Genomic DNA, 23996 nt, shown 5'->3' with positions numbered 1-23996 from the left:
CCGGCGAGAAGGGCACCGCCGACCGCATCGAGGCCGACAACGGCGGGTATTGGGTGCGCCTCGTCTAGAAGCAGGCCCTACGCCGCGAGGGCGAGTGCATGGACAACTGCCTTGCCCGGGGCGAGCACGAGGACAGCGCCGGCGACGAGGAGATGGTCTCGGACGGGGTCTGGTCGCTCCGGAAGGCTGACGGCGTCAGCTACCTGACCGTCGAGGTCAACGTCGGTTACATGCGGCACGAGGGCAGCATCCAGCAGGCCGAAGGCCCGATGAAGAGCCAGCCCGCCGCGTGGTCGATCCGCCAACTCCGCCACCTCGTCGAGGCATTCCGAGTGGCGGCGTGCGCCCTGGCCGTCCCCGAGCGGTTTGCCCTGACCGACGCGGACGAGATGACCTGGCGGCCGGACAAGGCACCGGATTCCATACGGCTGCCGTACGAGGAGCGTTTGCGCCGGCAGAGGGCGGAAGCCAAGGAACGGGAGCGCTCACGGGCCCAGTCTCGGGCAGAAGGGCGGATCATTTTCTATGAGCGCGATAACCCGATGGCCAGGATGGTTTCGCGGTCCCTAAGGCAGATGATTATCGGCGACGGTCCCCCCTCCGGTGAGGCACGAGCGCCCCGACGTCGTCGAATGGGCGGCCATGCACTTCGGCATGCCGTGGATAGACCATGGTCTGCAGATCAACCTAGCGTCCCAAGGCGGCGACGTACTGACGAGCGGGATCGAGTTCGACGGAGGCGGATCGCCAGTCGCCTACCACATCACCCCTTCAACGATGCGGGTTCTGGAGGAGGTCAGGGAAAGGCACGCATCGCCGGCGCCGCCCGTATCCATGCGCCTGATGACCGGGGTCGCGTCGGTAAAGCTGCCGATCAGCACCAGGGCCCGGGAGCCTCCGGTTCCGTCGCCTGCCCCGAGGAGGTCGATAGGCCCGATCACGTTCCAGGCGACGTCGGCCGGTCGCATCATCAAGGAGGCCCTGTTTGGACGCTGACCTGTCCACAGGTATCGAACGGGGGCGGCGGCCGGTCCCCGCCCCGGGGCGGTAGCACCGAGGTGCCGCCCCAGATCCGCCCCGGAACGCAAAAGCCCGGCGTCCTGACCGGGCCTTTTCGGATAAGGTATTGAATTCTTTGGTAGCGGGAGAGGGACTCGAACCCCCGACACGAGGATTATGATTCCTCTGCTCTAACCAGCTGAGCTACCCCGCCACGAGCCGCGTGTCCCGAACGGGACGGCGCGGCCAGCGGCCGGGGTATAGGGAGGGCGAGCGCGGGCTGTCAACGGTGTTATGCGCGGAAATTGGGGGCGCCGACAGGTCTTCGCTGCGAGGAGACCGCGACGGGGCCGCGGATGAATCGGGCCGTTGCGAAGAGTCCGACGGCGAACACCGCGGCGCCCAGATACGTCGCCGCCTGCGCAAAATCCGGGCCGACGAGACTTAGGGTGGAGGAATGGCCGGAGGCCGCGTCGACGGCCGTCAGGCCGATCCCGACGAAGCTCTCGCCGACCAGGAATCCGGAGGCGATGAGCACGCCGCGGCGGCGGGAGGCTTCGAGGTCCTCGGGCCCGGCGCCGCGGCGGCGCAGGGCGCGGGCGCACAGGAAGCCGAGCAGGCCGCCGAGCCCGATGGTCATCTCCACCGACAGCGGCAGGTACATGCCGATGCCCACGGTGAGCGCCGGGAAGCTGAACGCCCGGCGCTTGAGCGCGACTTCGAGGGCGACCATCACGGCGCCGAGGCCGCAGCCGATCAGCAGCATCGGCCAGGGCAGGGTGCGGGCCACGATGCCGTCCGCGATCTGGGTGACCAGGGCGGCCTGCGGCACGGTGAGCGCCAGCGCCGGGTCCATGCCGGGGCGCGGCATCGAGCCGACGAATCCGTAGGCGCCGTAGAGCAGCGACAGCAGCGGCACGATCACCAGGGAGCCGACGGCGACGCCGACGATCAGTACCAGCTGCTGACGCCACGGCGTGGCATCGACGATCTGGCCGGTCTTGAGGTCCTGCAGGTTGTCGTTGGCGATCGACGCCGCGGTGACGATCACCGAGGCCGCCAGCAGCACCAGCGCGACGGTGACGCGCCGGGCCTCCGGGGTTCCGGCGGGGCCGAGCACCAGCGGCAGCAGGGCGGCGCCGACCATGGCGGTGAGGATCCCGATCCCGGAGATCGGGCTTGTCGAGGAGCCGAGCAAGCCGGCGAGGTAGCCGCAGACCGCCGCCATGGCGGCGCCGAACACGAGGCAGAACAGCAGCCCGGCCGCCACCACGGCGGCGAGCATCGGGCCGGCGATGCCGAGATCGGCCGCGAAGCCGGCGAACAGCGCGCCGAGCGGCACGCACAGGGCCAGCGCGGCGCCGCCCACCAGCGGCAGCGGCAGGTCGCGGTCCTGCCGGGCTGCAGAATGCGCCGGGTTGCCGGCGGCAAGCCCCACCCGGATGCTGCGGGCGATCGGCCGGACCAGCGTGGCCACGGTCCAGAACCCGCCGACCGCGATGATGCCGGCGCCGACGAGCCGGACCTGCCCGGACCAGATCGCCTGCGCGGCCGCGCCGGGCTCCAGCCCGGGCTGGGGCGTCAGGGCGGTCAAAACCGGGACCATGATGCCCCAGGCAATGACCACGCCGGTGAGCAGGGCCAGGCAGGCGCCGATCCCGACGAGGTAGCCGACACCGACCAGGGCCAGGGAAAAGCCGCTGCCGATGCTGAACACCGCGCCGCCCAGGCTGAAGGCGGTGAGCACGCCCTCGGCCAGGATGCGCAGGCCGCTGGTGGCGAAGGCGACGAGGCCGGAGCCGGCGGCCGCGGTCAGCAGGGTCGTGAGGCCGTGCTCATCGGAAGCGGAACCTTCGGAATCGGCATGGCCGGCGCGCAGCACTTCGGCGGCGGCGACACCCTCGGGGTAGGGGAGGTCGCTTCCGGTGACCAGCGCCCGGCGCAGGGGAATCGAGAAGGCGACGCCGAGCCACCCGCCGATCAGGCAGACCAGGCTGGTCTCCCAGAACGGGAAGCCGTGCCAGTGCCCGATCAGGACGAGGCCCGGAAGAACCAGGATCACGTTGCACAGGGTGCCGGCCGCCGAGGCCTGGGTCTGGACGATGTTGGTCTCGAGGATGCCGGCGCCGCCGACGAGGCGCAGGGCGCCCATCGAGATCAGCGCCGCCGGGATCGAGGACGAGAACGTCATCCCGGTCTTCAGGCCGAGATAGATGTTGGCGGCCATGAAGACGACCGTGATCAGCGCGCCGAGCACGATCCCGCGGGCCGTGATCTCCCGCCCATGCCCGCCCGCCGGGGCGCCCGCGTCCGTGACCGCCATCGCGCCCCCATCGGCCCACGCGGCCGGACATCTGTCCCAGGTTTCACGATAGCCCGATGGTCCGGGCGCCGCCGCCCCCTTATCTTGCGACACGTGGCCCCGCTTGAGGGCCACGCCGAAGCGGAGCGTCCGATGACACGCCTGTCCAGAACCGGTCTGATCGCCCTCCTCGCATGGTCCGTGCCGCTGGCGACCTCCGCGGTCCAAGCGGCCGGCGCCGGCACCCCGTACGCGGCGACGCTGAACGGCGGCAGCGAGGTGCCGGCGACCGATTCGAAGGGCACCGGCAGCATCACGGCGACCTACGATCCGGCCACCAAGCACCTGAGCTGGAACGGGACCTACAGTGGCTTGACCGGCCCGGTCACCGCCGCGCATTTCCATGGCCCGGCCGCCGCAGGCGCGAATGCCGGCGTCCTGGTGCCCGTGACCGCCACCAGCAGCCCGTTCTCCGGCGAGGCCACCCTCGACGATTCCAAGGCCGCCGACCTCGAAGCCGGCAAGCTCTACTTCAACCTCCACACCGCGGCGAATCCGAAGGGGGAGATCCGGGGGCAGGTCGAGCGCGCGCACTGAACGTCCCAAACGCCAGGAGACGCGGCTTCGCGCGGCAGCGCAGACCCTGTGCGACGGTGTGATCGTACACCGTCGGCGGCTCCGGCGGTCGATGATCTGGGCCGCGGATCTGGGCCGCGGTCCCCTTCTCATGTGCCGGGCGATCGAAGACCGCCCGGCCTCAAAGACGGGCGCGCGGTCGGGCAGGCTTCAGGCCCGGCATAGCTCCATGATCATGGCGAACGCGGGCGACGCGATCTCCGGCAGCGCGACAGCCTCGGCTGTGAAGAATCGCTGGATCGCTTCGCCATGCGGGACGACTACTTTTTAGCGCCTGCCGGGTGGCCCCTCCGGCAAATGACGCTTAGGCGGATTCTCCCGAGCAGCCGGAGGTGCCGATGAAGCAGATCGAGGCCATCATTGCGTGGACACCCGCCCGCTGGGCGGAGCTGCGGCCCGAGACGGCCGGGCAGATCGTGGTGCTGCCGGCCCCCGACACGGACGGTGCGGCGAAGCATTACATCATGCACGCGGGCGCGAGTTCCTCCGCGCTGGCGGCCCTGTCGGACGAGGCCCGGATCGCCCGCCTGTTCATCGATTTCCAGACGATCGTGGTGCGCGACGGGCTCGACCCGCAGGTCGTCCACCGCGCCTTCCTGGCGATCGACGAGTACCGGTTCCGGATCGCGCCGGACACGGAGGGCGCCGAATTCGAGGACCCGCCCGAGGAGGATTAGCACCGCGCCTTGAAAACCGGGGCCACGCAGCAAGACCTGCGGCTGCGGAACGCCGACATCGTGGCAACGGCTTTCCTCGCTTGGAGCGCCGGGCCTGCCCGCTCTCGACTTTACCGGCTAGAACGCGCGCCGTCGAAATGGAGGCCCGTTCGGCGTAAGCGAACGCGCGAAAGCTAGGACGCTAGATCTGCTCCCGATCGCAACGTAACCGGGACCAGCTCTAGCGTCCGTCGGATCGCGTTTCGCAGGAGTCTTGGACGGAGCAGCGATTTGCAGGGTCGCCTGGCGTTAGCGACTTGCCGCGCATCGAAGGGGCGCGATCCGGAGATCCCCCGGGATGCCACAGGGCGGGGCTGAGGCCGGAGGCGGCCGGGCAGATCGCAATGGTGCCCGCGCGCGACGGTGCCGGACCGAGCGGACCCATGTCCGGACGTATGTGAAACCGGCCCGCCGCTCGCGCAAGCGTGAGAATAACGAATACACATCCGCGCAGCGTGCCCTATGTCCCGGTCGGGTTCCGACACCACCGGAGGCTGGCCATGCCCCTATCCCGTCGCGCCGTCATCGCGGCTGCCACTCTGGCGCCGCTCGCCGGCCGCCTGTCCTGGGCCACGGAGCCACTGATCCGAAGGCCGATCCCATCGACTGGCGAGATGCTGCCGGCGATGGGGATCGGCACCTCCCGGCGCTACGAGGTCGAACCGAATGCCGAGGCGGTCGCGCCCCTGAAGGCGGCGGTGCAGGCTTTCGTGTCGCTCGGCGGCACGGTGATCGACACGGCGCCGAGCTACGGCACCGCCGAGGACGTGCTGGGCCTGATCCTGGCCGAGCCCGGCCTGCGCGAGAAGCTGTTCCTGGCTAGCAAGGTCGACACGCAGGGTCGCGATGCGACGCGCGCGGAGTTCGAGCGGTCGCTGAAGCGGATGAAGGTCGAAAGCCTCGATCTGGTGGCGGTCCACAACCTGATCGACGTGGACGCGAATCTCGCGGTCCTGCGCGACCTGAAGGGTACCAAGCGGATTCGCTATGTCGGCGTCACAGTCTGGCGGGACGGCCAACTCGACGCCCTCGAGGCGGTGATGAAGCGCGAGACGCTCGACTTCATCCAGGTGAACTACGCCATCGACAACCGGGCCGCGGCCGAGCGCATTCTCCCGCTCGCCGCCGACAAGGGCGTGGCCGTGATGACCAACGTGCCGTTCGGCCGGGATCGCCTGTTCAAGGCGGTGCAGGGCAAGGAGCTGCCCGCGGTGGCCAAGGATCTCGGCTGCACCAGCTGGCCCCAGGTCTTCCTGAAATACGTGCTCGGCCATCCCGCCGTGACATGCCCGATCCCCGGCATGGCCAAGGTGGCCTATGTCGAGGACAACCTTGCCGCCGCCCGGGGCCCGCTCCCCGACGCGGCTCAGCGTAAGCAGATGGAGACCTTCATCGATGCGGTCTGATCGCACCACGCGGCGCGCTGCGCTCGCCCTCGCCGCCGTCCTCATTACGGCCACCGCGGTTCCGGCCCTGGCGCAAGAGAGTGCCAAGAAAATACGGATCGGGGTGATCGGGGCCGGCAACATCGGCGGTACCATCGGCGGCCTCTGGGTGAAGGACGGCCACGAGGTGATGTTCGCCTCGCGCCATCCAGAGACCCTGGCGCCGATGATCGCGGAGCTCGGACCCAAGGCCAAGGCCGGGACGCCGGAAGAGGCGATCAAGTTCGGTGAGGCGGTGTTCGTCGCCGTGCCCTACAAGGCCTATCCCGACCTCGCGAAGGATTTGGCGGCGTCACTCTCCGGCAAGGTCGTGCTCGACGCCGGCAACGCCACGCAGAAGCGCGACGGCGCGCTCTACGACGAGGTTCAGGCGAACGGCATCGGGGCGACCTCGGCCAAGTATCTGCCGGGCGCCGAGGTGGTCCGGGCCTTCAACGCGGCCAACTACAAGGTGTTCGCGAAGGCGGGTGCGAATGGCGGCCAGGACCGCCAGGGCGGCCGGATGGCGATCCCGATCGCCGGCGACGATCCCGCGGCGCTGAAGGTGGCCGAGGGCCTTGTGCGCGATGCCGGCTTCGATCCGGTCGTCGTCGGCCCGCTCAAGGACGCCGACAAGTTCGCCATGGGGTCACCCGGCTTCGGTCACGAGGCCACCGCCCCGGAGTTGCGCGAGAAGCTCGGGCTGGGGAAGTGACGGGCGCGTGCCTGAAACATCCGCGCCCCGCGGCCCGCTCGCGCGCCTGATCGACATCCGGCCCGGCGAGGGCCAGGCGCTCGCCTGGTCCTGGGCCTATATCTTCTCGATCCTGGCCGCCTACTACGTGCTGCGCCCGATCCGCGACCAGATGGGCGTGGCCGGGGGCATCGAGAACCTGCCGTGGCTCTTCACGGCGACGCTGGTCGGCATGCTCGCCCTGAACCTGCCCTTCGCCTACCTGGTGAAGCGCATGCCGCGGGCGCGGTTCGTGCCGATCACCTACCGGTTCTTCGCCGCCAACATCCTGGCCTTCGCGCTGGCCCTGTACCTGGCCCCGCCCGATTGGGGCATCTGGATCGGCCGGGTGTTCTTCGTCTGGCTGTCGATCTTCAACCTGTTCGTGGTCTCGATCTTCTGGGCCACCATCGTCGACGTCTTCTCGAACGACCAGAGCAAGCGCCTGTTCGGCTTCATCGCGGCCGGCGCGACCGTGGGGGCTATCACGGGCTCGGCCACCACCGCGATCCTCGCCAAGAACGTGCCGACCTGGGGCCTGATGCTCTGCGCGGTGCTGCTGCTCGAAGTCGCGGTGTTCTGCATGCGCGGGCTGGCGTCCCTGTCGGCGCGGCTCCACGCCGTTCCGGGCAGCGAGACCGTCAGCGACGGGCAGGACCGCACCATCGGCGGCAGCGTGCTGGCGGGCGTGACCCGCACCCTGGCGTCGCCCTACCTGCTCAACATCTCGCTGTTCCTCCTGCTGTTCTCGGTGACCTCGACCTTCCTGTATTTCGAGCAGGCCGGCATCGCCAAGCGGAGCTTCCCGGACCGGGGCGCACAGACCGCGTTCTTCGCCAGCGTCGATCTCGCGGTGAACGTGCTGACCCTCGGCGTGCAGCTGTTCCTGACCGGGCGGATCGTCAAGCGGCTCGGCGTTGGGATCACCCTGGCGCTGCTGCCGGCCTTCAGCGTGCTGGGCTTCGCCGCGCTCGCCGTCTCGCCCACCATCGGGGTGATCGTGGCGTTCCAGGTCCTGCGCCGGGCCGGAAATTTTGCGATTGCCCGCCCGATCCGGGAAGTCCTGTTCACCGTGGTTCCGAGGGAAGATCGCTACAAGGCCAAGAGCTTCATCGACACGGTGGTCTATCGCCTGGGCGATCAGGTCGGGGCGTGGTCGTTCACCGGAATCCAGGGGCTCGGCCTCGGCAGCACCGGGATCGCCGGGGCGGCGGTACCGCTCTCGGTGGCCTGGCTGCTCAACAGCCTATGGCTCGGCCGGGCCCAGGATCGCCGTCAGGCTGCACTGGACGAGCCTGCACCAGACCCCGCTGCCTTGCCACGCGCCGCGCCGTAATCCGCCGCCGCTGGTGCCGAAGGGGCCGCCGCGTTAAGCGACGGTTTACCATGCGGCGCGAGATCTCGTGCTCAGCTCCGCCGGAGGGGGACAAGACGGTATGACGTGTCCGGCACAGCCCGGTCCGGGCTCGAAGGTCCGCGCCGCGGCTCTGCTCGTCCTGGTGGCGCTCGCCTCTGTGCCGGCCCGCGCGGAGGAGCCGCTGTTCATCCGCATCCGGCCGACGCAGGACGGCGACCGGACCGCCCGCGAGGCTCTGTGGGCGCGTCGTCAGGCCCATGCCCGCGCGGTGATCGAATCCGTCTGCACCGGCTGCCTCGGCGCCTGGAAACCGGAGCAGCCGGTACCCCCAGTTGCGACCCCCGGTCCCGCGCAGGCCAGGATTGCGGACCTTACTGCGCCGGCAGGGCTTGAAACCGACACCGGCTCCGGGGCATCCGAGCCAGCTTCCGATCCATCGCTTCCCGAGAGGCAACCATGACACAAGCGCATCCGACCAGCGGCGCCGAGCCCGAAGTCGATTGCCCCGTGAGCCTCGAGGTTCTGGGCGAGGTCTACCGGGCCGACGAGTTCGACCTTCCGATGATCCTGGAGCAGATCACGCCTCTGAAGCGCGCCCAGCTCGCCGCCTACCTCTACGGTAAGAGCCACATGCACAAGCTCGGCCTGAAGGTGGCCCGCTCCTGCGACCGCGACGACCTGATTCGGGTCGCCGGCGAGATCGGCTCGGTGATCCACGGCCAGGCGCACCTGAAGCCGGCCAAGCCGGCCCCCGTCGCCGCCCCGGAACTGCGCGCCAAGACCCTGCCGGGCCAGAAGAAGGTCAGCCTCGCGGGCGCACCGGCCAAACCCGCGATCAGCCTGGGCGGCTCGGCCAAGGTCCGCAACTTCGACTGACCGCGACCGGCGCGTAGGCCGTCCCGTCGGGCGCACGGCCCGGCGTCGAGCCGGCCGCGAGCTCTGCGCCCGGCGCGCGGCTCGCATCGTGATCCCCAGGCGGAGCCGGGCCCCTGCGTTGCGTGTGCCCCGGCCTTCGGATAATCGCCCGCGATGAACACCGACCACGACAAGATCCTGATCGTCGATTTCGGCTCTCAGGTGACCCAGCTCATCGCCCGGCGGGTGCGGGAGGAGGGGGTCTATTGCGAGATCGTCCCATTCACGAAGGCTGAGGCCGCGTTTCGCGAGCAGAAGCCGAAGGGCGTGATCCTCTCCGGCGGCCCCGAATCGGTGACCGTCGAGGCGAGCCCCCGGGCGCCGCAGCTCGTGTTCGAATCGGGCGTCCCGGTCTTCGGCATCTGCTACGGCCAGCAGACCATGGCGGCCCAGCTCGGCGGCGCGGTCGAGGGCGGGCACCACGCCGAGTTCGGCCGGGCCGAGGTCGAGATCCTGGCCGATTGCCCGCTGTTCAACGGCGTCTGGCATACGGGCGAGAAATATCCGGTTTGGATGAGCCACGGCGATCGGGTCACCAAGCTCCCGGACGGCTTCACCACCGTGGCGATCTCGAAGAACGCCCCCTTCGCGGCCGTGGCCGACGCGGCGCGCAACTACTACGCGGTGCAGTTCCACCCCGAGGTGGCCCACACCCCGCACGGCGCCCTGCTGATCCGCAACTTCGTGCGCGACATCGCCGGCTGTTCCGGCGACTGGACCATGGGCGCCTACCGCGAGGAGGCGATCGCCAAGATCCGCGAACAGGTCGGCGCGGAGAAGGTGATCTGCGGCCTGTCCGGCGGGGTCGATTCGGCCGTCGCCGCGGTGCTGATACACGAGGCGATCGGCGATCAGCTGACCTGCGTGTTCGTCGATCACGGACTGCTCCGCCTGGGCGAGGCCGAGCAGGTCGTGGCGCTGTTCCGGGACCATTACAACATCCCGCTGGTCCACGTTGAGGCGAGCGGCATGTTCCTCTCGGCGCTCGAGGGCGTCAGCGACCCGGAGGTCAAACGGAAGACGATCGGCCGCCTGTTCATCGACGTGTTCGAAGCGGAATCGAAGAAGATCGGCGGCGCGGCGTTCCTGGCGCAGGGCACGCTCTACCCGGACGTGATCGAGAGCGTGTCGTTCACCGGCGGTCCGTCGGTGACGATCAAGAGCCACCACAATGTCGGCGGCCTGCCCGAGCGCATGAACATGAAGCTCGTGGAGCCGCTGCGCGAGCTGTTCAAGGACGAGGTCCGGGTGCTCGGCAAGGAACTCGGCCTGCCCGACGCCTTCGTCGGCCGCCATCCGTTCCCGGGTCCCGGCCTGGCCATCCGCTGCCCCGGCACGATCACGACGGAGAAGCTCGAGGCCCTGCGCAAGGCCGATGCAATCTATCTCGACGAGATCCGCCAGGCCGGCCTCTACGACACGATCTGGCAGGCCTTCGCGGTGATCCTCCCGGTGAAGACGGTGGGCGTGATGGGCGACGGCCGCACCTATGACCACGTCTGCGCCCTGCGCGCCGTGACCTCGGTGGACGGCATGACCGCCGACTTCTACCCGTTCGACATGGCCTTCCTGGGCCGGGTCGCAACCCGGATCATCAACGAGGTGAAGGGCATCAACCGGGTGACCTACGACATCACCTCGAAGCCGCCCGGCACGATCGAGTGGGAGTGACGGGCGCGCTTCGCAGCGATCGGACGACCGCTATGAACCCCCGCTCAGCAGCAGCTCGGCCGCGATCACCCACATGGTGATCGCGATCACGCCTTCGAGCACGCGCCACGCGGCCGGCTTGGCGAACAGGGGCCGGAGGATCGCGGCGCCGTAGCCCAGCGCGAAGAAGAACGCGACCGAGGCGCTCATCGCGCCCGCCGCGAAGGCGGGTTCCTGGCCGGGGAAGCGCGTCGAGATCGATCCGATCAGCAGCAGCGTATCGAGATAGACGTGCGGGTTGAGCCAGGTCAGCGCGAGGCAGGTCGCGAGCGTCCGCCCGAGGCCGGCGGCGGATCCCGGGGCCGGCCGCAACGCCTCGGTGGCTGCGAAGGCCGACCGGAGGCTGCGCGCGCCGTACCAGATCAGGAAGGCCGCGCCGGCATACAGCATCGCCGGCCGCAGCCACGGGGCGAAGACCACGAGGCTCTTGAAGCTGGTCACGCCGACCAGGATCAGGAGCGCGTCGGACGCCGCGCACGTGGCGCAGACCAGCGCGACATGCTCGCCGCGCAGGCCCTGCCGCAGCACGAAGGCGTTCTGGGCACCGATGGCCAGGATCAGGCCGGCGCTGACGGAGAACCCGGTCAGATAGACGTCGAACACGCGGGGTTACTCATCGGAGGTCGAACGATCTTGGCGCTGTCGGCGCGGTATGCGTTCAAGAGCCAGAGATTGTCCAAGGTCATCGCTACGAAGCCCGCCGACACGGTGAGCGCCGCGAATCGTCCCTGCCCGGCGCCGTGTCATCCCCTGTGATGCTGACCGGGGTCACGTCGCTTCACACCTGATGACGGGGCGGAGGGCCGAGATTCACATGCAGGAGCCGCGGGACCGAGTTCCAAGGCTCGCACAAGCGATCACCCGCCTTCCGCGAATGCTCACCGCGCGCACAGCACCGGCTCCAGCGCCGCCATCGCCTGCCGGAACGCCGCCAGGTGCAGACCGTCCCGGAGCGCTCCGGGCTTGGCGTAGCCGGTCTCGCCGTCGCGCAGCGTGGCGAACGGGTCCGCGAAGGTGCAGCCGAGGCGGGTGCAGAGCGCGCGCAGCCGGTGCGAATAATCCGGCACGGCCGCCGCATCGAGGAACCGGCCGCTCTCGCGGCCGATCGGGGGCAGGGCGGTCACCACCACGCGGGGGCTGGCCGCCCGAAGCCGTTTGACGAGGGCAACCACATGCGCCTCGAACCGCGAAGCCGCCTCGGCGGACCGTGGGGCGTTCTTCGCGAGGATGTCGTTGGTGCCGATCGTCAGGGCCGCGACCTTGGGCGCATGGTCGAATCGCAGCCCGGCGAGGTGATCGAGAAGGGCGGCGGCGGTCGCACCGCTGAAGCCGCCGTTGACGAGGTCCAGGCCGCAGGGCCGCTGGCTTCCGGGCTGCAGCTCCACCTGGGAATCGCCGGCCCAGAACACGTAGTCCTGCGGCGCCTCGTCCAGGCTGACCTGGACGGCGATGCCGCGCATCACCGCGTAGGCCCGGGCATCCACGGCGGGCTTGTGCAGATGCCAGCCGGCGAGGGCTCCCAGCGCCAGCAGGGCCAGCGCCGCGAGGATCGCGAGAAGGCCCCGCCTCACGGCTCGGCGCCGGCGCGGTCGACCCGCGCCTCGGGCCGCGAATCGGTCGTCGCGTAATAGGGCTTGATGTCGAGGAGCGGCGTTCCGTCCAGGCAGTCGAGCCCGCGGACCTGCAGGGTGTCGCCCGCGCGGCTGATCAGCGCGACGACCGAGAGCGCGATCGGGTTGGGCCGGGCGGGGGAGCGCAGCGCGAAGGTGCCGCGCGGCCCGTCGGCGTGGCGCGGCTGCTGAACCACGAGCCCCCGGGTGGCCTGGTCCATCCAGTAGAGCAGGATGAGGTGCGTGCAGCCGGTGATCGTGAGCAGGCCGGGCGCGTAGGCTGGATCGACCTCGACGGTGCAGACGGCGTCGGTCTGCAGCCCGTTCTTCGGGCAGTCCCGGCGCGTACGCCACGGCGTCCTGAGGCGGCCGATGAAGTGGAGGCCGGCGTCGAATGCGGCGGGCAGGTCCGCCATCTCCTCGCCGGGACGGATCCCGAATTCGTCCGCGCCGCTCAAGGAACCTCCGCGCCCTCTCATCCCGCGCTGGTTCTCGGTCAAGCGCCGTCCGGCCGCAAGCCCGGGTCGCGCGCGCACGCTCCGCGGTGTAGATCCGAGCTTGCGACGGGAGGGTTCATGATCGAGCGGGAATTGCGGCCGATGCAGGCCGTGGCGGATGCGGAGAGCGCAGTCGATCGCCTGGTCGAGCTCTATGACGGCGCCGCCGACGCCTTGCGGCAGGCGCTGGAGCGGTACCTTGCGGGCGGTCCTCCGCCGGACGCCACCGAGCGTCTCGCGTTCCGCTATCCCGAATTGCGGATCAGCTATCGCCCCGCCGGCCCGCTGCCGCGGGTGCGCCGCGCCACCGCCAAGCTCCAGGCCGCCGGCACCTACGCCACCACGGTCACGCACCCGGCCTTCTTCCGCCTCTATCTCACCCGGCAGCTGCAGCCGCTGATCGACGATTACGGCATCCAGATCGAGGTGGGCCTGAGCGCACAGGAGATCCCCTATCCCTACGTGCTGGAGGCAGGGCTCGACGCGCGCGGGAGCACCGTCGACGGCGCCGAACTCGCGACCTACTTCCCCGTTCCGCTGCTGTCGCTGGTGGGCGACGAGATCGCCGACGGGACGTTCGATCTGGTGGACGGCGAGCCGCTGCCTCTGGCGTTGTTCGACGCGGTGCGGGTGGATTACTCCCTGCGCCGCCTGGTCCACTACACGGGGTGCGACTGGCGCGAGGTCCAGCCCTGGATCCTGCTCACCAACTACCACCGCTACGTCGATCAGTTCGTCCGGCACGGGCTGGAGCGCCTGGCTTCCGGCGCGGAGGGTTTCGAGCGGCTGGTGCTGCCCGGCGGCCTGTCGGTGAGCCGGGCGGAGGCCGCGACGGCCGATCCCGCCGCGGTGATCGCCGCTTCGCCCTGGCACCGCCACCAGATGCCGGCCTATCACCTCGTGGCGCGCGGCGCCGATGGCACCATGCAGGGCACGACGCTGGTCAATATCGGCGTCGGCCCCTCGAACGCGAAGACGATCACCGATCACCTCGCCGTCCTGCGCCCGGATTGCTGGCTGATGGTCGGCCATTGCGGCGGCCTGCGCCAGTCGCAGACCATCGGCGATTACGTGCTGGCCCACGCCTATCTCCGGCGGGACCGGATCCTCGACGAACTGGTGCCGCCGGACGTGCCGGTGCCGGCGCTCGCCGAGGTGCAGGTCGCGCTCCAGAGCGCCGCCGCCTCGGTGACCGGCGAGCAGGCGGAGGCTCTGAAGCGCCGGCTGCGCACCGGCACGGTGGTGACCTATGACGACCGCAACTGGGAGCTGCGGTTCAGCCAGGAGCGCCGGCGGATCAACCAGTCGCGGGCGATCGCGGTGGACATGGAGAGCGGCACGGTGGCGGCGCAGGGCTTCCGCCTGCGCGTGCCGTACGGGGCGCTGCTCTGCGTCTCCGACAAGCCGCTCCACGGCGAGATCAAGCTGCCCGGCGCGGCGAACGCGTTCTACGACCGGGCGGTGTCGGAGCACCTGCGCGTCGGGCTGGCGGCCCTCGACGCGCTGCGGGCCGACCGGCACGGGCTGCATTCGCGCAAGCTGCGCAGCTTCGACGAGCCGCCGTTCCGGTAACCCGCCGGACCCTCGATACAGTCAAGCTTTCAATATTTTCGTACAATTTTCGCATGACAGCGACTGACTGACACGGCGTATTCAGTCGTCGCGCCGGGATACCTGCGATCGATCGGACGTTGGAAAGTCATACTCCTCGCAAGGATTGGACTTTCTCATGAAGCGCTTTGCTCTCGCATCGACGGCTCTGCTGGCGGCCTTCACCCTGGTCCCGGCCGGCGCGGATGCCCGCGGCTTCGGCGGCGGCGGGTTCCGGGGTGGCGGCTTTCACGGCGGCGGGTTCGGCGGTGGCGGTTTCAGGGCGGCGCGTTGGGTGGCGGCGGTTTCCGCGGGGCCGGCTTGGGTGGCGGCGGCTTCCGCGGCTCAGCTCTTGGCGGTGGCGGATTTCGCGGCGCGGGCATCGGTCATCCCGGCATCGGGGTCGGCCGCGGTGTCGGAGTCGGTGGCTTCCAGCGCGGCGGCTTCGCCAATGCCGGCCGCGGCGGTCTGATCGGCCATCGCGGCGGCGTCGGCCGTGGGTTCGCCAACCGCGGCTATTATGGCCGGGGTTATGGTGGTGGCTACGGCCGCGGCCTGGGCTATGGCCTTGCCGGTGTCGGCCTCGGATTGGGGGTCGGCTACGGTCTCGGCGGTGTCGGATACGGCTTGGCCGGCGACGGCTACGGCGACAGCTGCACCGGTGCCTTCGGCTACGGTTACGATCCCGCCTATTGCGGCACCTACGGCTACGGCTACTGAACGCCGTCCGCAGGCTCCGTCGCTGCCATGAAGGCCCGGCCGGAAACGGTCGGGCTTTTTTTAGGCGCGAGGGCGGTTTCTGGACCCGTCGGCCTTCGCGGTTCGCGAAGGCTGCGTCGCGGACTGCCGAATTGCGAACGGTTCCAGACCGGCCCATGCAGGCGCTTGCACGCAGCGCGGGAGGGGCGGATGAGCGGAGGAGCGGTCGTTCCGGCGACAGCCGCCCTGCTGGTGTTGTGCATGGGCCTCTGGGCCACGGCACTCCTGCCGGAGATCGTCACTGCGCTCGCCTTCTTCGGTCTGGCGATGCTGCTGCGGCTTGGAACTGCCGCCACCGTGTTCTCGGGCTTCTCGGCCTCGGCGTTCTGGCTGGTCCTGTCTGGCATGGTCGTGGGCCAGGGCATGACCCGCACGGGCCTCGGCGCCCGCATGGCCGGCGCGCTGGCGGGACGCCTGTCCGGCTCCTACGCGCAATTCATTGCCGGCCTTGTGATCCTGAGCTTCGTGATCGCGTTCGTGATGCCGTCCAACCTCGGCCGGATCGCCCTGATGATCCCGGTGACGCTCGCGCTCTGCGACAGCTTCGGGCTGGTGCCGGGCCGGCCGGGACGGACCGGCGCGGTCCTGGCGGTCGGCGTCGCGACGCCGATCCTGTCGGCGGCGATCCTGCCCGCCAACGTTCCGAATCTCGTGATGGCCGGCTCCGCCGAGAAGGTGCTCGGCCTGCACCTCTCCTACCTGTCCTACTTCGTCCTTCACGCGCCGGTCCTGGCGGTGGTGAAGGGCGCCCTGCTGGTGGCGCTGATCGTGCGCCTGTTCCCCGACCGGCTCAGCCCCGACGCACACGCCCTGCCGGTGCCGCGGCCCGTCTCGGGTGCGGAACGGCGCCTGGCGGTGATCCTCGCCTGCACTCTGGCGCTCTGGATGACCGACAGCCTGCACGGCCTCGCCCCGGCCTGGGTCGGGCTCGCGGCCGCGGTGATCTGCCTGCTGCCCAGGATCGGGGTGCTTCCGCCCGAGTCGTTCCAGCAGGTGAACCTGCGGACCTGCTTCTACATCGCGGCGCTGCTGGGCCTCGTCGCCCTGGTGAACGAGACCGGCCTCGGGGCACAGCTCGGCCATGCGCTGCTGGCCGTGGCGGCGCTCACCCCGGACGTGCCGACCCAGAACTTCGCGGTGCTTGCCGGCATCAGCACGGTCCTGACGCTGCTCGTCACGGCCAACGGGGCGCCGGCCCTCTACACCGCGCTGGCGGGGGAGATGTCCCAGGCCAGCGGGCTGTCGGCGCTCGCCGTCGTGTCCGTGCAGGTGATCGGCTATTCGACGCTGTTCTTCCCCTATCAGGCGCCCCCGATCGTGGTCGCCAGCGAGCTCGGTGGCGTGCGCCTGCGGGACGCGACGCGACTCACCCTGGCCTTCGGGCTGGCCTCGCTCGTGATCGCGACACCCCTCGATTACGCCTGGTGGCGCCTCCTGGGCCAACTCAAGTGACAGATCCGCCGCCCTATCAACACGCCCCCCGCATTGCGCCGCAGCATGACACATTGCGGCTTGGGCCCGGAGGCACTAGCGCTACCACCAGATTAGAGACGGTCCAGTTCGCAGCTGCGAGGCTTCAACCCAATGGCACCCACCGCCCGCCCGACAGTGGCACAGCCGCTTTCACCGCATCTCCAGATCTATCGCTGGACCTGGACGATGGCGATGTCGGTGTTTCACCGTATTACCGGCACCGCGCTCTACGGCGGAACTGCCCTCGTCGCGATCTGGCTCGTGGCGCTTGCCTCGGGGCCGGCGGCCTATTCCTACGTCGCCTGGTTCTTCGGCTCGCTGCTCGGCCGCCTGATCTTGTTCGCCTACACGTGGGTGCTGATGCATCACATGCTCGGCGGCCTGCGCCACCTGGTTTGGGATACCGGCGTCGGCTTCGACCGGGAGAAGCGCCTGAACATGGCGCGCCTGACGCTGGTCGGGTCGATCGCGCTCACCATCGTCATCTGGGCGGTCGCCCTTCTGGTCCGCTGAGGGGAGGCCGGCATGGCTAAGGAAGAGATCCGCCAGGACACCCGCGTCTCGATCCGCACGCCGCGCGCGCGCGTCCGCGGCATCGGCATCGCCCATCACGGCGCCGACCACTGGTGGCAGCAGCGGGTGACCGCGGCGGCGAACGCCGTCCTGATGCTGGCCTTCGTGGTGATCGTCGCCAGCATGGCCGGCCGGGGCTACGTCGAAGCGACGCAGCTGATCGCGAAACCCTTCGTCTCGATCATCCTGATCCTGGCGCTCCTGTCGGTGACGATCCACATGCGGATCGGCATGCAGGTGGTGATCGAGGATTACGTTCACGGCCAGGGCACGAAGATCGCCGCCGTGTTCGCCAACAACATCTACGCGGTCCTGGTGGCCGTGGCTTGCCTCTACGCGGTCCTGCGCATCGGCTTCGGACAGCCGGCCTGAACCCCGCCATCACGCATTTCGAGGAGCCGATCATGGCCGCCAACGGCACCAACGGCAGCGGACCTGCCTACACCATCCACGATCACGCCTTCGACGTGGTGATCGTCGGGGCCGGCGGCGCGGGCCTGCGCGCCACCGTCGGCTGCTCCGAGGCCGGCCTGCGCACCGCCTGCATCACCAAGGTGTTCCCGACCCGGTCGCACACCGTGGCGGCGCAGGGCGGCATCTCGGCCTCGCTCGGCAACATGGGCCCGGACGATTGGCGCTGGCACATGTACGACACCGTGAAGGGGTCGGACTGGCTCGGCGATCAGGACGCGATCGAGTACCTCGTCCGCAACGCGCCGGCCGCCGTCTACGAGCTGGAGCATTGGGGCGTGCCCTTCTCCCGCACGGAAGAGGGAAAGATCTACCAACGCCCGTTCGGAGGCATGACCACCGATTACGGCAAGGGCACCGCCCAGCGGACATGCGCGGCGGCCGACCGCACCGGCCACGCCATGCTGCACACCCTCTACGGGCAGGCGGTGAAGAACCAGACCGACTTCTTCATCGAGTATTTCGCCCTCGACCTGATCATGGATGAGGACGGCCGCTGCCGGGGCGTCATCGCCCTCGACCAGGCCACCGGCGAGATCCACCGGTTCCGCGCCCAGACCACCATCCTGGCCACCGGCGGCTACGGCCGCGCCTACTTCTCGGCGACCTCGGCGCATACCTGCACGGGCGACGGCAACGCCATGGTGCTGCGGGCCGGTCTGCCGCTCCAGGACATGGAGTTCGTGCAGTTCCACCCCACCGGCATCTACGGCGCCGGCTGCCTGATCACCGAGGGCTCGCGCGGCGAGGGCGGCTACCTGACCAACTCCGAGGGCGAGCGCTTCATGGAGCGCTACGCCCCCTCGGCCAAGGACCTCGCCTCGCGCGACGTGGTCTCGCGCTCGATGACCATGGAGATCCGCGACGGCCGCGGCGTCGGCAAGAACAAGGACCACATCTACCTGCACCTCGACCACCTGGACCCGAAGATCCTGCACGAGCGCCTGCCGGGCATCTCCGAATCTGCCAAGATCTTCGCGGGCGTCGACGTGACCAAGGAACCGATCCCGGTCATCCCGACCGTGCACTACAACATGGGCGGCATCCCCACGAACTATCACGGCGAGGTGCTGACCCTGCGGGACGGCAACCCCGACACCGTGGTGCCGGGCCTCATGGCGATCGGCGAGGCGGCCTGCGTCTCGGTCCACGGCGCCAACCGCCTCGGCTCCAATTCGCTGATCGACCTCGTGGTGTTCGGCCGCGCCGCCGGCAAGCGCTGCGCCGAAATCGTCGAGCCGAACGGCCGGGCGCAGGAACTGCCCAAGGGCGCCACCGACAAGGCGCTCGAGCGCCTCGACCGCTTCCGCCACGCCAACGGCTCGACGCCGACCGCGGAGCTGCGCGCCGAGATGCAGAAGACCATGCAGAACAACTGCGCGGTGTTCCGCACCGGCGAGGTCCTGGAAGAGGGCAAGGGCCTGATCCACAAGGTCTGGAACGCCGCCTCCGACGTGAAGATCACCGACCGGTCGCTGGTCTGGAACACCGACCTGCTCGAGACCCTGGAGTTCGACAACCTGATCGGCCAGGCGGTGGTGACCATGGAATCGGCGGCCAACCGCAAGGAATCCCGCGGCGCCCATGCCCGCGAGGACTTCCCGGACCGCGACGACAAGGAGTGGATGAAGCACACCCTCTCCTGGCTCGACGAGGGCCGCCACCAGGTCAACATCGATTACCGGCCGGTGCACACGTACACGATGTCGAACGAGATCCAGTACATCGAGCCGAAGGCCCGGGTGTACTGAATTCAACACTCTCGATGCGCGCGTCGGACCGCGGCGTGCGTATCCGTCCAGACCGGTTTCCGGTTCTGACCGATATTGCCGGATATAAACGCGATGGCCCAGTTCAACCTTCCCAAAAACTCCCAGATCACGCAGGGACGCTCGTGGGCACCGCCTGTCGGGTCCAAGAACCTGCAGACCTTCAAGATCTACCGGTGGAACCCGGATGACGGGGCCAACCCGCGGATCGACACCTATCAGGTCGACCGCGACGATTGCGGCCCGATGGTGCTCGACGCGCTGTTGTGGATCAAGAACAAGGTCGACTCGACCCTCGTGTTCCGTCGTTCCTGCCGCGAGGGCATCTGCGGCTCCTGCGCCATGAACATCGAGGGGCAGAACGCGCTCGCCTGCACGATGGGCATCGAGGAGTGCAAGAGCCCCGACAACGCCCTTCCGATGATGACCCGCAAGGACAAGGACGGGGCGATCCGGATCTACCCGCTTCCGCACATGCCGGTGCTGAAGGATCTGGTCCCGGACCTGACCAACTTCTACGCCCAGCACGCCGCGATCGAGCCCTGGCTCCAGACAGAGACCCCCGCCCCCGAGAAGGAGTGGCGCCAGACCCCCGAGGACCGGTCGAAGCTCGACGGCCTGTACGAGTGCATCCTGTGCGCGTGCTGCAGCACGTCGTGCCCGAGCTACTGGTGGAACGGCGACAAGTTCCTCGGCCCGGCTGCCCTGCTCCAGGCCTATCGCTGGCTGATCGATTCGCGCGACGAGAACACCGGCGACCGGCTCGACGCCCTGCACGACCCGTTCCGGCTCTACCGCTGCCACACGATCATGAACTGCGCCAACACCTGCCCGAAGAACCTGAACCCGGCCAAGGCCATCGCCGAAATCAAGAAGATGATGGTCGAGCGGGTGGTCTGACCGCCGGATCTGAGGCGCCCCGGCCACACCGGGGCGAAAAGGCCTTCCGTCCGCGGCGGACTCGGGTGCGGCCGGCGCGGTCGCCTTGCCGTCAGCGCATTTGCCACCGAGTCAGGGCCCAAGGCGCCGCCGTGCGCTTTTCCCAAGCCTGATCCGAAGTGGTCCGATGCTGCGCCCGAGCCTGCCGACCTTCGCCGCCCTGTGCCTGAGCGCCACGCTCGGCGCCTGCGCGTCCACCCGACTGGAAAGCCCGAGGACGAGGGCTCCGTCGCAGGCGCTTCTCGATTCCGTTCAGGCGGTCCCGTCGGGCACGGTGACGGCGGCGCCGCTCGCGCCCCCCGCCCGGCGCGAGCGCCAGCCCCGACGCGCCCGCCGCTGCCCGGCGTCCAGGCCAATGCGACGCCCAACACCCCCACGGTCATCGCCGAGCCGGTCGTGCCGCCGGCGCCCCCCCCCCGTCGTCACCAGCGGCCGCGCCTCGGTGGTCGGCAGCTGGGACGCGCGGGACGCGACTGGCGGGAACTGCAAGGTGACCCTGTCCAGTGCCCCGGCCCTCGACCTCTACAAAGCCTCCGCGTCCGGCTGCCCCAACAAGGACCTCGCCCGGGTCTCGGCCTGGGATTTCCGCGATGGCGAGGTCTACCTCTATCAGCCCGGCGGCACGGTGGCGGCGCGGCTGCGCCAGGGCGGCGGCGCGCTCGAGGGGGCGCTGACCAAGTCGGGCGCCTCGCTCGCCCTGGCCCGCTGAACCGGATCCGCGACAACGGGATCGGCCGCGTCCGGCCGATCCTCAAGAAGGAATTTTATCTGAGGCCCCGGCGCCGCGACGACCGCGCGCGCTTGGCGGCCGACGGCTGGCGCTTACATGGTGGGCTCTCCCATCTGTGCGCCCGGAAGACATGTTCCTGAATTGGCTTGAGCGCCGCGTCGATCCGTTCGCGCCCTTCGACGAGACGCGGACCCCGCCGCGGACGGTGCTGGGCTTCGCTGGGTTCTACCTGCGTCCGATCCGGGCGGCCCTGGTGGCGTTGTTCGTCATCGCGGTGGTGGCAGGGACCGTCGAGGCCTCGCTCTACCTGGTGATGCGCTGGTTCATCGACCTGCTGGCCACGTCCGACCGGGCCAGCGTCCTGTCGGACCATGCGGTCGGGCTCGGGCTGGTGTTCCTGCTGATCGCGCTGGTGCGGCCGATCTCGATCTGGCTGCACGAGGTGCTGTCCAACCAGCTGATCGTGCCGCAATCGACCAGCCAGATCCGCTGGCGGGCGCATCTCTACACCCTCGGGCATTCGCTCTCGTACTTCCAGGGCGACTTTTCGGGCCGCCTTGCGAACCGCGTCGTGCAGGTCGGTCCGGCGGTTCGCGAACTGGCCGTCGTGTTCATCGACACGCTGCTCTACGTCGCGATCTACGCGGTGACAGCGGTCGGGCTGTTCGGGTCGATCTCGCCCTGGCTCGCCCTTCCGGTGCTGGTTTGGATCGGCGCCTATGCCGCGCTCACGACCTGGTTCGTGCCCCGCGCCCGCGCCCGCTCGCACAAGACCGCCGACACCCGCTCGGTGCTGATCGGCCGCATCGTCGATAGCTACACCAACATCCTCACAGTGAAGCTGTTCGCCCGCGACCGCGAGGAGCGTGCGACGGTGCGCGACGCGGTGGAGGTCCATACCGACGCCTACCTGTACCAGTTCCGGCTGGTGACGCTGACGACCAGCGTGCTCGGGATGCTCAACAGCGCGCTGCTGATCGCCACCGGGGCGGCCTGCCTGATTCTATGGCGGGACGGCAGCATGACCACCGGCGAAGCCTCGGCCGGCCTCGCCCTGATCCTGCGGCTCATCGCCATGTCAGGCTGGGTGATGCAGACGGTCCGCGGCGTGTTCGAGAATGTCGGGGTGATCCAGGAGAGCATGCAGACCATGGCGCGCCCGCACGCGCTGGTCGACGCCCCGGAGGCCCGTGAACTGGCAGTCGCGGGCGGCGAGATCCGCTTCGAGAATGTCGGCTTCCATTACGGACGCGGCGACGCCACCGTGATCGAGGATTTCACGCTGACGATCCGCCCCGGCGAGAAGGTCGGGCTGGTCGGCGTCAGCGGCGCGGGTAAATCCACCCTCGCGAGCCTGCTGCTGCGCCTTTACGAGGTCGAGAGCGGCCGGATCCTGGTGGATGGCCAGGACATCGCGACGGTGACGCAGCAGTCGCTCCGCGAGGCCATCGCGATGGTCAGCCAGGACACGTCCCTGCTGCACCGCTCGATCCGCGAGAACATCGGCTACGGGCGTCCCGGGGCCGCGCAGGAGGAGATCGATCGCGCCGCCCGGCTGGCCCATGCCGACCGGTTCATCGCCGATCTCGTCGATCACAAGGGCCGCCGGGGCTACGACGCCCAGGTCGGCGAGCGCGGCGTCAAGCTGTCGGGCGGCCAGCGCCAGCGCATCGCCATCGCCCGGGTCATGCTGAAGGACGCGCCGATCCTGATCCTGGACGAGGCGACGTCCGCCCTCGACAGCGAGGTCGAGGCGGCGATCCAGGAATCACTGGACACGCTGATGGCCGGTAAGACCGTGGTGGCGATCGCCCACCGGTTGTCGACCATCGCGGCGCTCGACCGCCTGGTGGTGATTGACCGGGGCCGAATCGTCGAGGAGGGCACCCATGCCGAACTCGTCGCCCGCGGGGGCGTCTACGCCGGCCTTTGGGCCCACCAATCCGGGGGCTTCCTGGACGGTGGAACGGCCCGTCTCGACAGCGCCGTGGCGTAGCAGCGCAGGTCGGGCGCTGCCCTGCAACATATGACAACGATCGTGACCTAAGCGCGTCCTTCGGCGCCCCGGCATAGCTTGACTTGGGGGTGGCAGACGGTCTCATTGCTCAGATTAGAACGATAATGCTTTGATCTCGGTACAGCCGGGACATCAGGGCAGGGCACCTGCGGCCCTCACGCCGACGCACGGAGTTCCAAATCTTGGCGACCACCTCCGCCACTACTCCCGCATCCCGGGAGGGCAGCGCCCACGACGGCAGCTCTCAAGACGGCAGCCGCCGCGACTTCCTGTTCCTCGCCACGGGGGCTGGCCTCGCCGTCGGTGCGGGTGCCGCGGCATGGCCGCTGGTCTCCTCCATGGCACCCGACGCCGACACGATCGCGGCCGGGGCGCCGATCGACGTCGATCTGACGCCCATCCAGGACGGACAGATCGTCAACGTCTTCTGGCGCGGCAAGCTGATCTTCGTCCGCAAGCTCACCGCCAAGGAGGTGACCGACATGGAGGCGGTCCCGCTGTCGGCGATGATCGATCCGGCGGCCTTCCCGACCCGGGTCAAGAAGGGCCACGACCAGTGGCTGATCGTTTACGGCAACTGCACGCATCTCGGTTGCGTGCCGATCGGTCACCAGGGCAGCTTCGAGGGCTGGGCCTGCCCCTGCCACGGCTCGCAGTTCGACGCCGTCGGGCGCGTCCGCCACGGGCCGGCCCCCATCAACCTGCCGATCCCGCCCTACGCCTTCGAGACGGATACGAAGATCCGGATCGGCGAGGGTGGCAAGGAAGCGGCGTGA

Annotated in this window: 22 protein-coding genes, 1 tRNA gene and 1 pseudogene; 18 read left to right on the top strand and 6 right to left on the bottom strand. The window is 69.4% G+C overall.

Going from position 1 to position 23996, the window contains the following annotated elements; translation table 11 throughout:
• Positions 1 to 755: 755 nt before the first annotated feature.
• From FVA80_RS13470 to FVA80_RS13460, 3 genes are all read right to left on the bottom strand, one after another.
• On the bottom strand, positions 756 to 971 hold the full coding sequence (locus FVA80_RS13470; RefSeq protein WP_147907742.1) for a hypothetical protein: 216 nt from the start codon (positions 969 to 971) through the stop codon (positions 756 to 758).
• 165 nt (positions 972 to 1136) lie between these two features.
• A tRNA-Met gene (locus FVA80_RS13465) sits at positions 1137 to 1213 on the bottom strand.
• Between the two features lie 78 nt (positions 1214 to 1291).
• Positions 1292 to 3322: an oligopeptide transporter, OPT family gene (locus FVA80_RS13460; protein WP_147907743.1), complete on the bottom strand. Its 2031-nt coding sequence runs from the start codon at positions 3320 to 3322 to the stop codon at positions 1292 to 1294.
• A gap of 132 nt (positions 3323 to 3454) precedes the next feature.
• Between FVA80_RS13460 and FVA80_RS13455 the strand changes: the two genes are divergently transcribed.
• The 8 genes from FVA80_RS13455 (at position 3455) to guaA (ending at position 10753) form a co-directional block, all read left to right on the top strand.
• Positions 3455 to 3898: a CHRD domain-containing protein gene (locus tag FVA80_RS13455; RefSeq protein WP_147907744.1), complete on the top strand. Its 444-nt coding sequence runs from the start codon at positions 3455 to 3457 to the stop codon at positions 3896 to 3898.
• A gap of 377 nt (positions 3899 to 4275) precedes the next feature.
• Positions 4276 to 4614: a hypothetical protein gene (locus FVA80_RS13450; protein WP_147907745.1), complete on the top strand. Its 339-nt coding sequence runs from the start codon at positions 4276 to 4278 to the stop codon at positions 4612 to 4614.
• Positions 4615 to 5153: 539 nt separating this feature from the next.
• Positions 5154 to 6059, top strand: coding sequence for an aldo/keto reductase (locus FVA80_RS13445; protein ID WP_147907746.1), 906 nt, complete (start codon positions 5154 to 5156; stop codon positions 6057 to 6059).
• Positions 6049 to 6792 carry an NADPH-dependent F420 reductase gene (locus tag FVA80_RS13440; protein ID WP_147907747.1) on the top strand — a complete coding sequence of 248 codons (744 nt, stop codon included), beginning with the start codon at positions 6049 to 6051 and terminating at the stop codon, positions 6790 to 6792. Before FVA80_RS13445 ends, FVA80_RS13440 begins: the two co-directional genes overlap by 11 nt.
• Before the next feature lie 7 nt (positions 6793 to 6799).
• Complete coding sequence (locus FVA80_RS13435) at positions 6800 to 8146, top strand: MFS transporter (RefSeq protein ID WP_147907748.1); 1347 nt, start codon at positions 6800 to 6802, stop codon at positions 8144 to 8146.
• Between the two features lie 100 nt (positions 8147 to 8246).
• On the top strand, positions 8247 to 8627 hold the full coding sequence (locus FVA80_RS13430) for a hypothetical protein (protein WP_147907749.1): 381 nt from the start codon (positions 8247 to 8249) through the stop codon (positions 8625 to 8627).
• Positions 8624 to 9043, top strand: a complete 420-nt coding sequence (locus tag FVA80_RS13425) for a hypothetical protein (RefSeq protein ID WP_147907750.1) — start codon at positions 8624 to 8626, stop codon at positions 9041 to 9043. The genes FVA80_RS13430 and FVA80_RS13425 overlap by 4 nt, the downstream gene beginning before the upstream one ends.
• Before the next feature lie 153 nt (positions 9044 to 9196).
• The gene (gene guaA, locus FVA80_RS13420) at positions 9197 to 10753 is read left to right on the top strand and encodes a glutamine-hydrolyzing GMP synthase (protein ID WP_147907751.1); all 1557 of its coding nucleotides are present in this window, start codon (positions 9197 to 9199) and stop codon (positions 10751 to 10753) included.
• Positions 10754 to 10783: 30 nt separating this feature from the next.
• Here guaA and FVA80_RS13415 read toward each other — a convergent pair whose 3' ends face one another.
• The 3 genes from FVA80_RS13415 to tsaA all read right to left on the bottom strand — a co-directional run bounded on the left by FVA80_RS13415 (position 10784) and on the right by tsaA (position 12818).
• A complete protein-coding gene (locus FVA80_RS13415; protein ID WP_147907752.1) occupies positions 10784 to 11395 on the bottom strand; it encodes a LysE/ArgO family amino acid transporter in 612 nt (203 codons plus the stop codon).
• A 275-nt stretch (positions 11396 to 11670) separates the two neighbouring features.
• Positions 11671 to 12363 carry a GDSL-type esterase/lipase family protein gene (locus FVA80_RS13410; protein ID WP_147907753.1) on the bottom strand — a complete coding sequence of 231 codons (693 nt, stop codon included), beginning with the start codon at positions 12361 to 12363 and terminating at the stop codon, positions 11671 to 11673.
• Positions 12360 to 12818, bottom strand: coding sequence for a tRNA (N6-threonylcarbamoyladenosine(37)-N6)-methyltransferase TrmO (gene tsaA / locus FVA80_RS13405; RefSeq protein ID WP_246692416.1), 459 nt, complete (start codon positions 12816 to 12818; stop codon positions 12360 to 12362). The genes FVA80_RS13410 and tsaA overlap by 4 nt, the downstream gene beginning before the upstream one ends.
• Before the next feature lie 159 nt (positions 12819 to 12977).
• Here tsaA and FVA80_RS13400 point away from each other — a divergent pair, with 159 nt between their 5' ends.
• The 10 genes and pseudogenes from FVA80_RS13400 (at position 12978) to petA (ending at position 23996) form a co-directional block, all read left to right on the top strand.
• The gene (locus FVA80_RS13400; protein WP_147907755.1) at positions 12978 to 14471 is read left to right on the top strand and encodes an AMP nucleosidase; all 1494 of its coding nucleotides are present in this window, start codon (positions 12978 to 12980) and stop codon (positions 14469 to 14471) included.
• Between the two features lie 309 nt (positions 14472 to 14780).
• A complete protein-coding gene (locus FVA80_RS13395; protein ID WP_147910784.1) occupies positions 14781 to 15209 on the top strand; it encodes a hypothetical protein in 429 nt (142 codons plus the stop codon).
• Between the two features lie 189 nt (positions 15210 to 15398).
• Positions 15399 to 16700 carry an SLC13 family permease gene (locus FVA80_RS13390; RefSeq protein ID WP_147910783.1) on the top strand — a complete coding sequence of 434 codons (1302 nt, stop codon included), beginning with the start codon at positions 15399 to 15401 and terminating at the stop codon, positions 16698 to 16700.
• A gap of 132 nt (positions 16701 to 16832) precedes the next feature.
• Complete coding sequence (sdhC, locus tag FVA80_RS13385; RefSeq protein ID WP_147910782.1) at positions 16833 to 17234, top strand: succinate dehydrogenase, cytochrome b556 subunit; 402 nt, start codon at positions 16833 to 16835, stop codon at positions 17232 to 17234.
• A 12-nt stretch (positions 17235 to 17246) separates the two neighbouring features.
• The gene (gene sdhD / locus FVA80_RS13380) at positions 17247 to 17666 is read left to right on the top strand and encodes a succinate dehydrogenase, hydrophobic membrane anchor protein (RefSeq protein ID WP_147910781.1); all 420 of its coding nucleotides are present in this window, start codon (positions 17247 to 17249) and stop codon (positions 17664 to 17666) included.
• A gap of 32 nt (positions 17667 to 17698) precedes the next feature.
• A complete protein-coding gene (gene sdhA / locus FVA80_RS13375; RefSeq protein WP_147910780.1) occupies positions 17699 to 19516 on the top strand; it encodes a succinate dehydrogenase flavoprotein subunit in 1818 nt (605 codons plus the stop codon).
• 93 nt (positions 19517 to 19609) lie between these two features.
• The gene (locus tag FVA80_RS13370) at positions 19610 to 20434 is read left to right on the top strand and encodes a succinate dehydrogenase iron-sulfur subunit (protein WP_147910779.1); all 825 of its coding nucleotides are present in this window, start codon (positions 19610 to 19612) and stop codon (positions 20432 to 20434) included.
• Between the two features lie 166 nt (positions 20435 to 20600).
• Positions 20601 to 21182 (top strand): annotated as a pseudogene (locus FVA80_RS32185) (AprI/Inh family metalloprotease inhibitor).
• A gap of 151 nt (positions 21183 to 21333) precedes the next feature.
• Positions 21334 to 23199 carry an ABC transporter ATP-binding protein gene (locus FVA80_RS13360; RefSeq protein WP_147906553.1) on the top strand — a complete coding sequence of 622 codons (1866 nt, stop codon included), beginning with the start codon at positions 21334 to 21336 and terminating at the stop codon, positions 23197 to 23199.
• A 290-nt stretch (positions 23200 to 23489) separates the two neighbouring features.
• Positions 23490 to 23996, top strand: a complete 507-nt coding sequence (gene petA, locus FVA80_RS13355) for a ubiquinol-cytochrome c reductase iron-sulfur subunit (protein WP_246692415.1) — start codon at positions 23490 to 23492, stop codon at positions 23994 to 23996.

It is taken from the genome of Methylobacterium sp. WL1 (assembly GCF_008000895.1).
Taxonomy (GTDB): domain Bacteria; phylum Pseudomonadota; class Alphaproteobacteria; order Rhizobiales; family Beijerinckiaceae; genus Methylobacterium.
This window is presented reverse-complemented; position numbering and strand designations above follow the sequence as displayed.

Bases quoted from the DNA above. Each gene is read 5' to 3' on its own strand.
- FVA80_RS13470 (WP_147907742.1), bottom strand. From the start codon at position 971: ATGATGCGACCGGCCGACGTCGCCTGGAACGTGATCGGGCCTATCGAC.
- FVA80_RS13460 (WP_147907743.1), bottom strand. From the start codon at position 3,322: ATGGCGGTCACGGACGCGGGCGCCCCGGCGGGCGGGCATGGGCGGGAG.
- FVA80_RS13455 (WP_147907744.1), top strand. From the start codon at position 3,455: ATGACACGCCTGTCCAGAACCGGTCTGATCGCCCTCCTCGCATGGTCC.
- FVA80_RS13450 (WP_147907745.1), top strand. From the start codon at position 4,276: ATGAAGCAGATCGAGGCCATCATTGCGTGGACACCCGCCCGCTGGGCG.
- FVA80_RS13445 (WP_147907746.1), top strand. From the start codon at position 5,154: ATGCCCCTATCCCGTCGCGCCGTCATCGCGGCTGCCACTCTGGCGCCG.
- FVA80_RS13440 (WP_147907747.1), top strand. From the start codon at position 6,049: ATGCGGTCTGATCGCACCACGCGGCGCGCTGCGCTCGCCCTCGCCGCC.
- FVA80_RS13430 (WP_147907749.1), top strand. From the start codon at position 8,247: ATGACGTGTCCGGCACAGCCCGGTCCGGGCTCGAAGGTCCGCGCCGCG.
- FVA80_RS13425 (WP_147907750.1), top strand. From the start codon at position 8,624: ATGACACAAGCGCATCCGACCAGCGGCGCCGAGCCCGAAGTCGATTGC.
- guaA (WP_147907751.1), top strand. From the start codon at position 9,197: ATGAACACCGACCACGACAAGATCCTGATCGTCGATTTCGGCTCTCAG.
- tsaA (WP_246692416.1), bottom strand. From the start codon at position 12,818: ATGGCGGACCTGCCCGCCGCATTCGACGCCGGCCTCCACTTCATCGGC.
- FVA80_RS13400 (WP_147907755.1), top strand. From the start codon at position 12,978: ATGATCGAGCGGGAATTGCGGCCGATGCAGGCCGTGGCGGATGCGGAG.
- FVA80_RS13390 (WP_147910783.1), top strand. From the start codon at position 15,399: ATGAGCGGAGGAGCGGTCGTTCCGGCGACAGCCGCCCTGCTGGTGTTG.
- sdhC (WP_147910782.1), top strand. From the start codon at position 16,833: ATGGCACCCACCGCCCGCCCGACAGTGGCACAGCCGCTTTCACCGCAT.
- sdhD (WP_147910781.1), top strand. From the start codon at position 17,247: ATGGCTAAGGAAGAGATCCGCCAGGACACCCGCGTCTCGATCCGCACG.
- sdhA (WP_147910780.1), top strand. From the start codon at position 17,699: ATGGCCGCCAACGGCACCAACGGCAGCGGACCTGCCTACACCATCCAC.
- FVA80_RS13370 (WP_147910779.1), top strand. From the start codon at position 19,610: ATGGCCCAGTTCAACCTTCCCAAAAACTCCCAGATCACGCAGGGACGC.
- FVA80_RS13360 (WP_147906553.1), top strand. From the start codon at position 21,334: ATGTTCCTGAATTGGCTTGAGCGCCGCGTCGATCCGTTCGCGCCCTTC.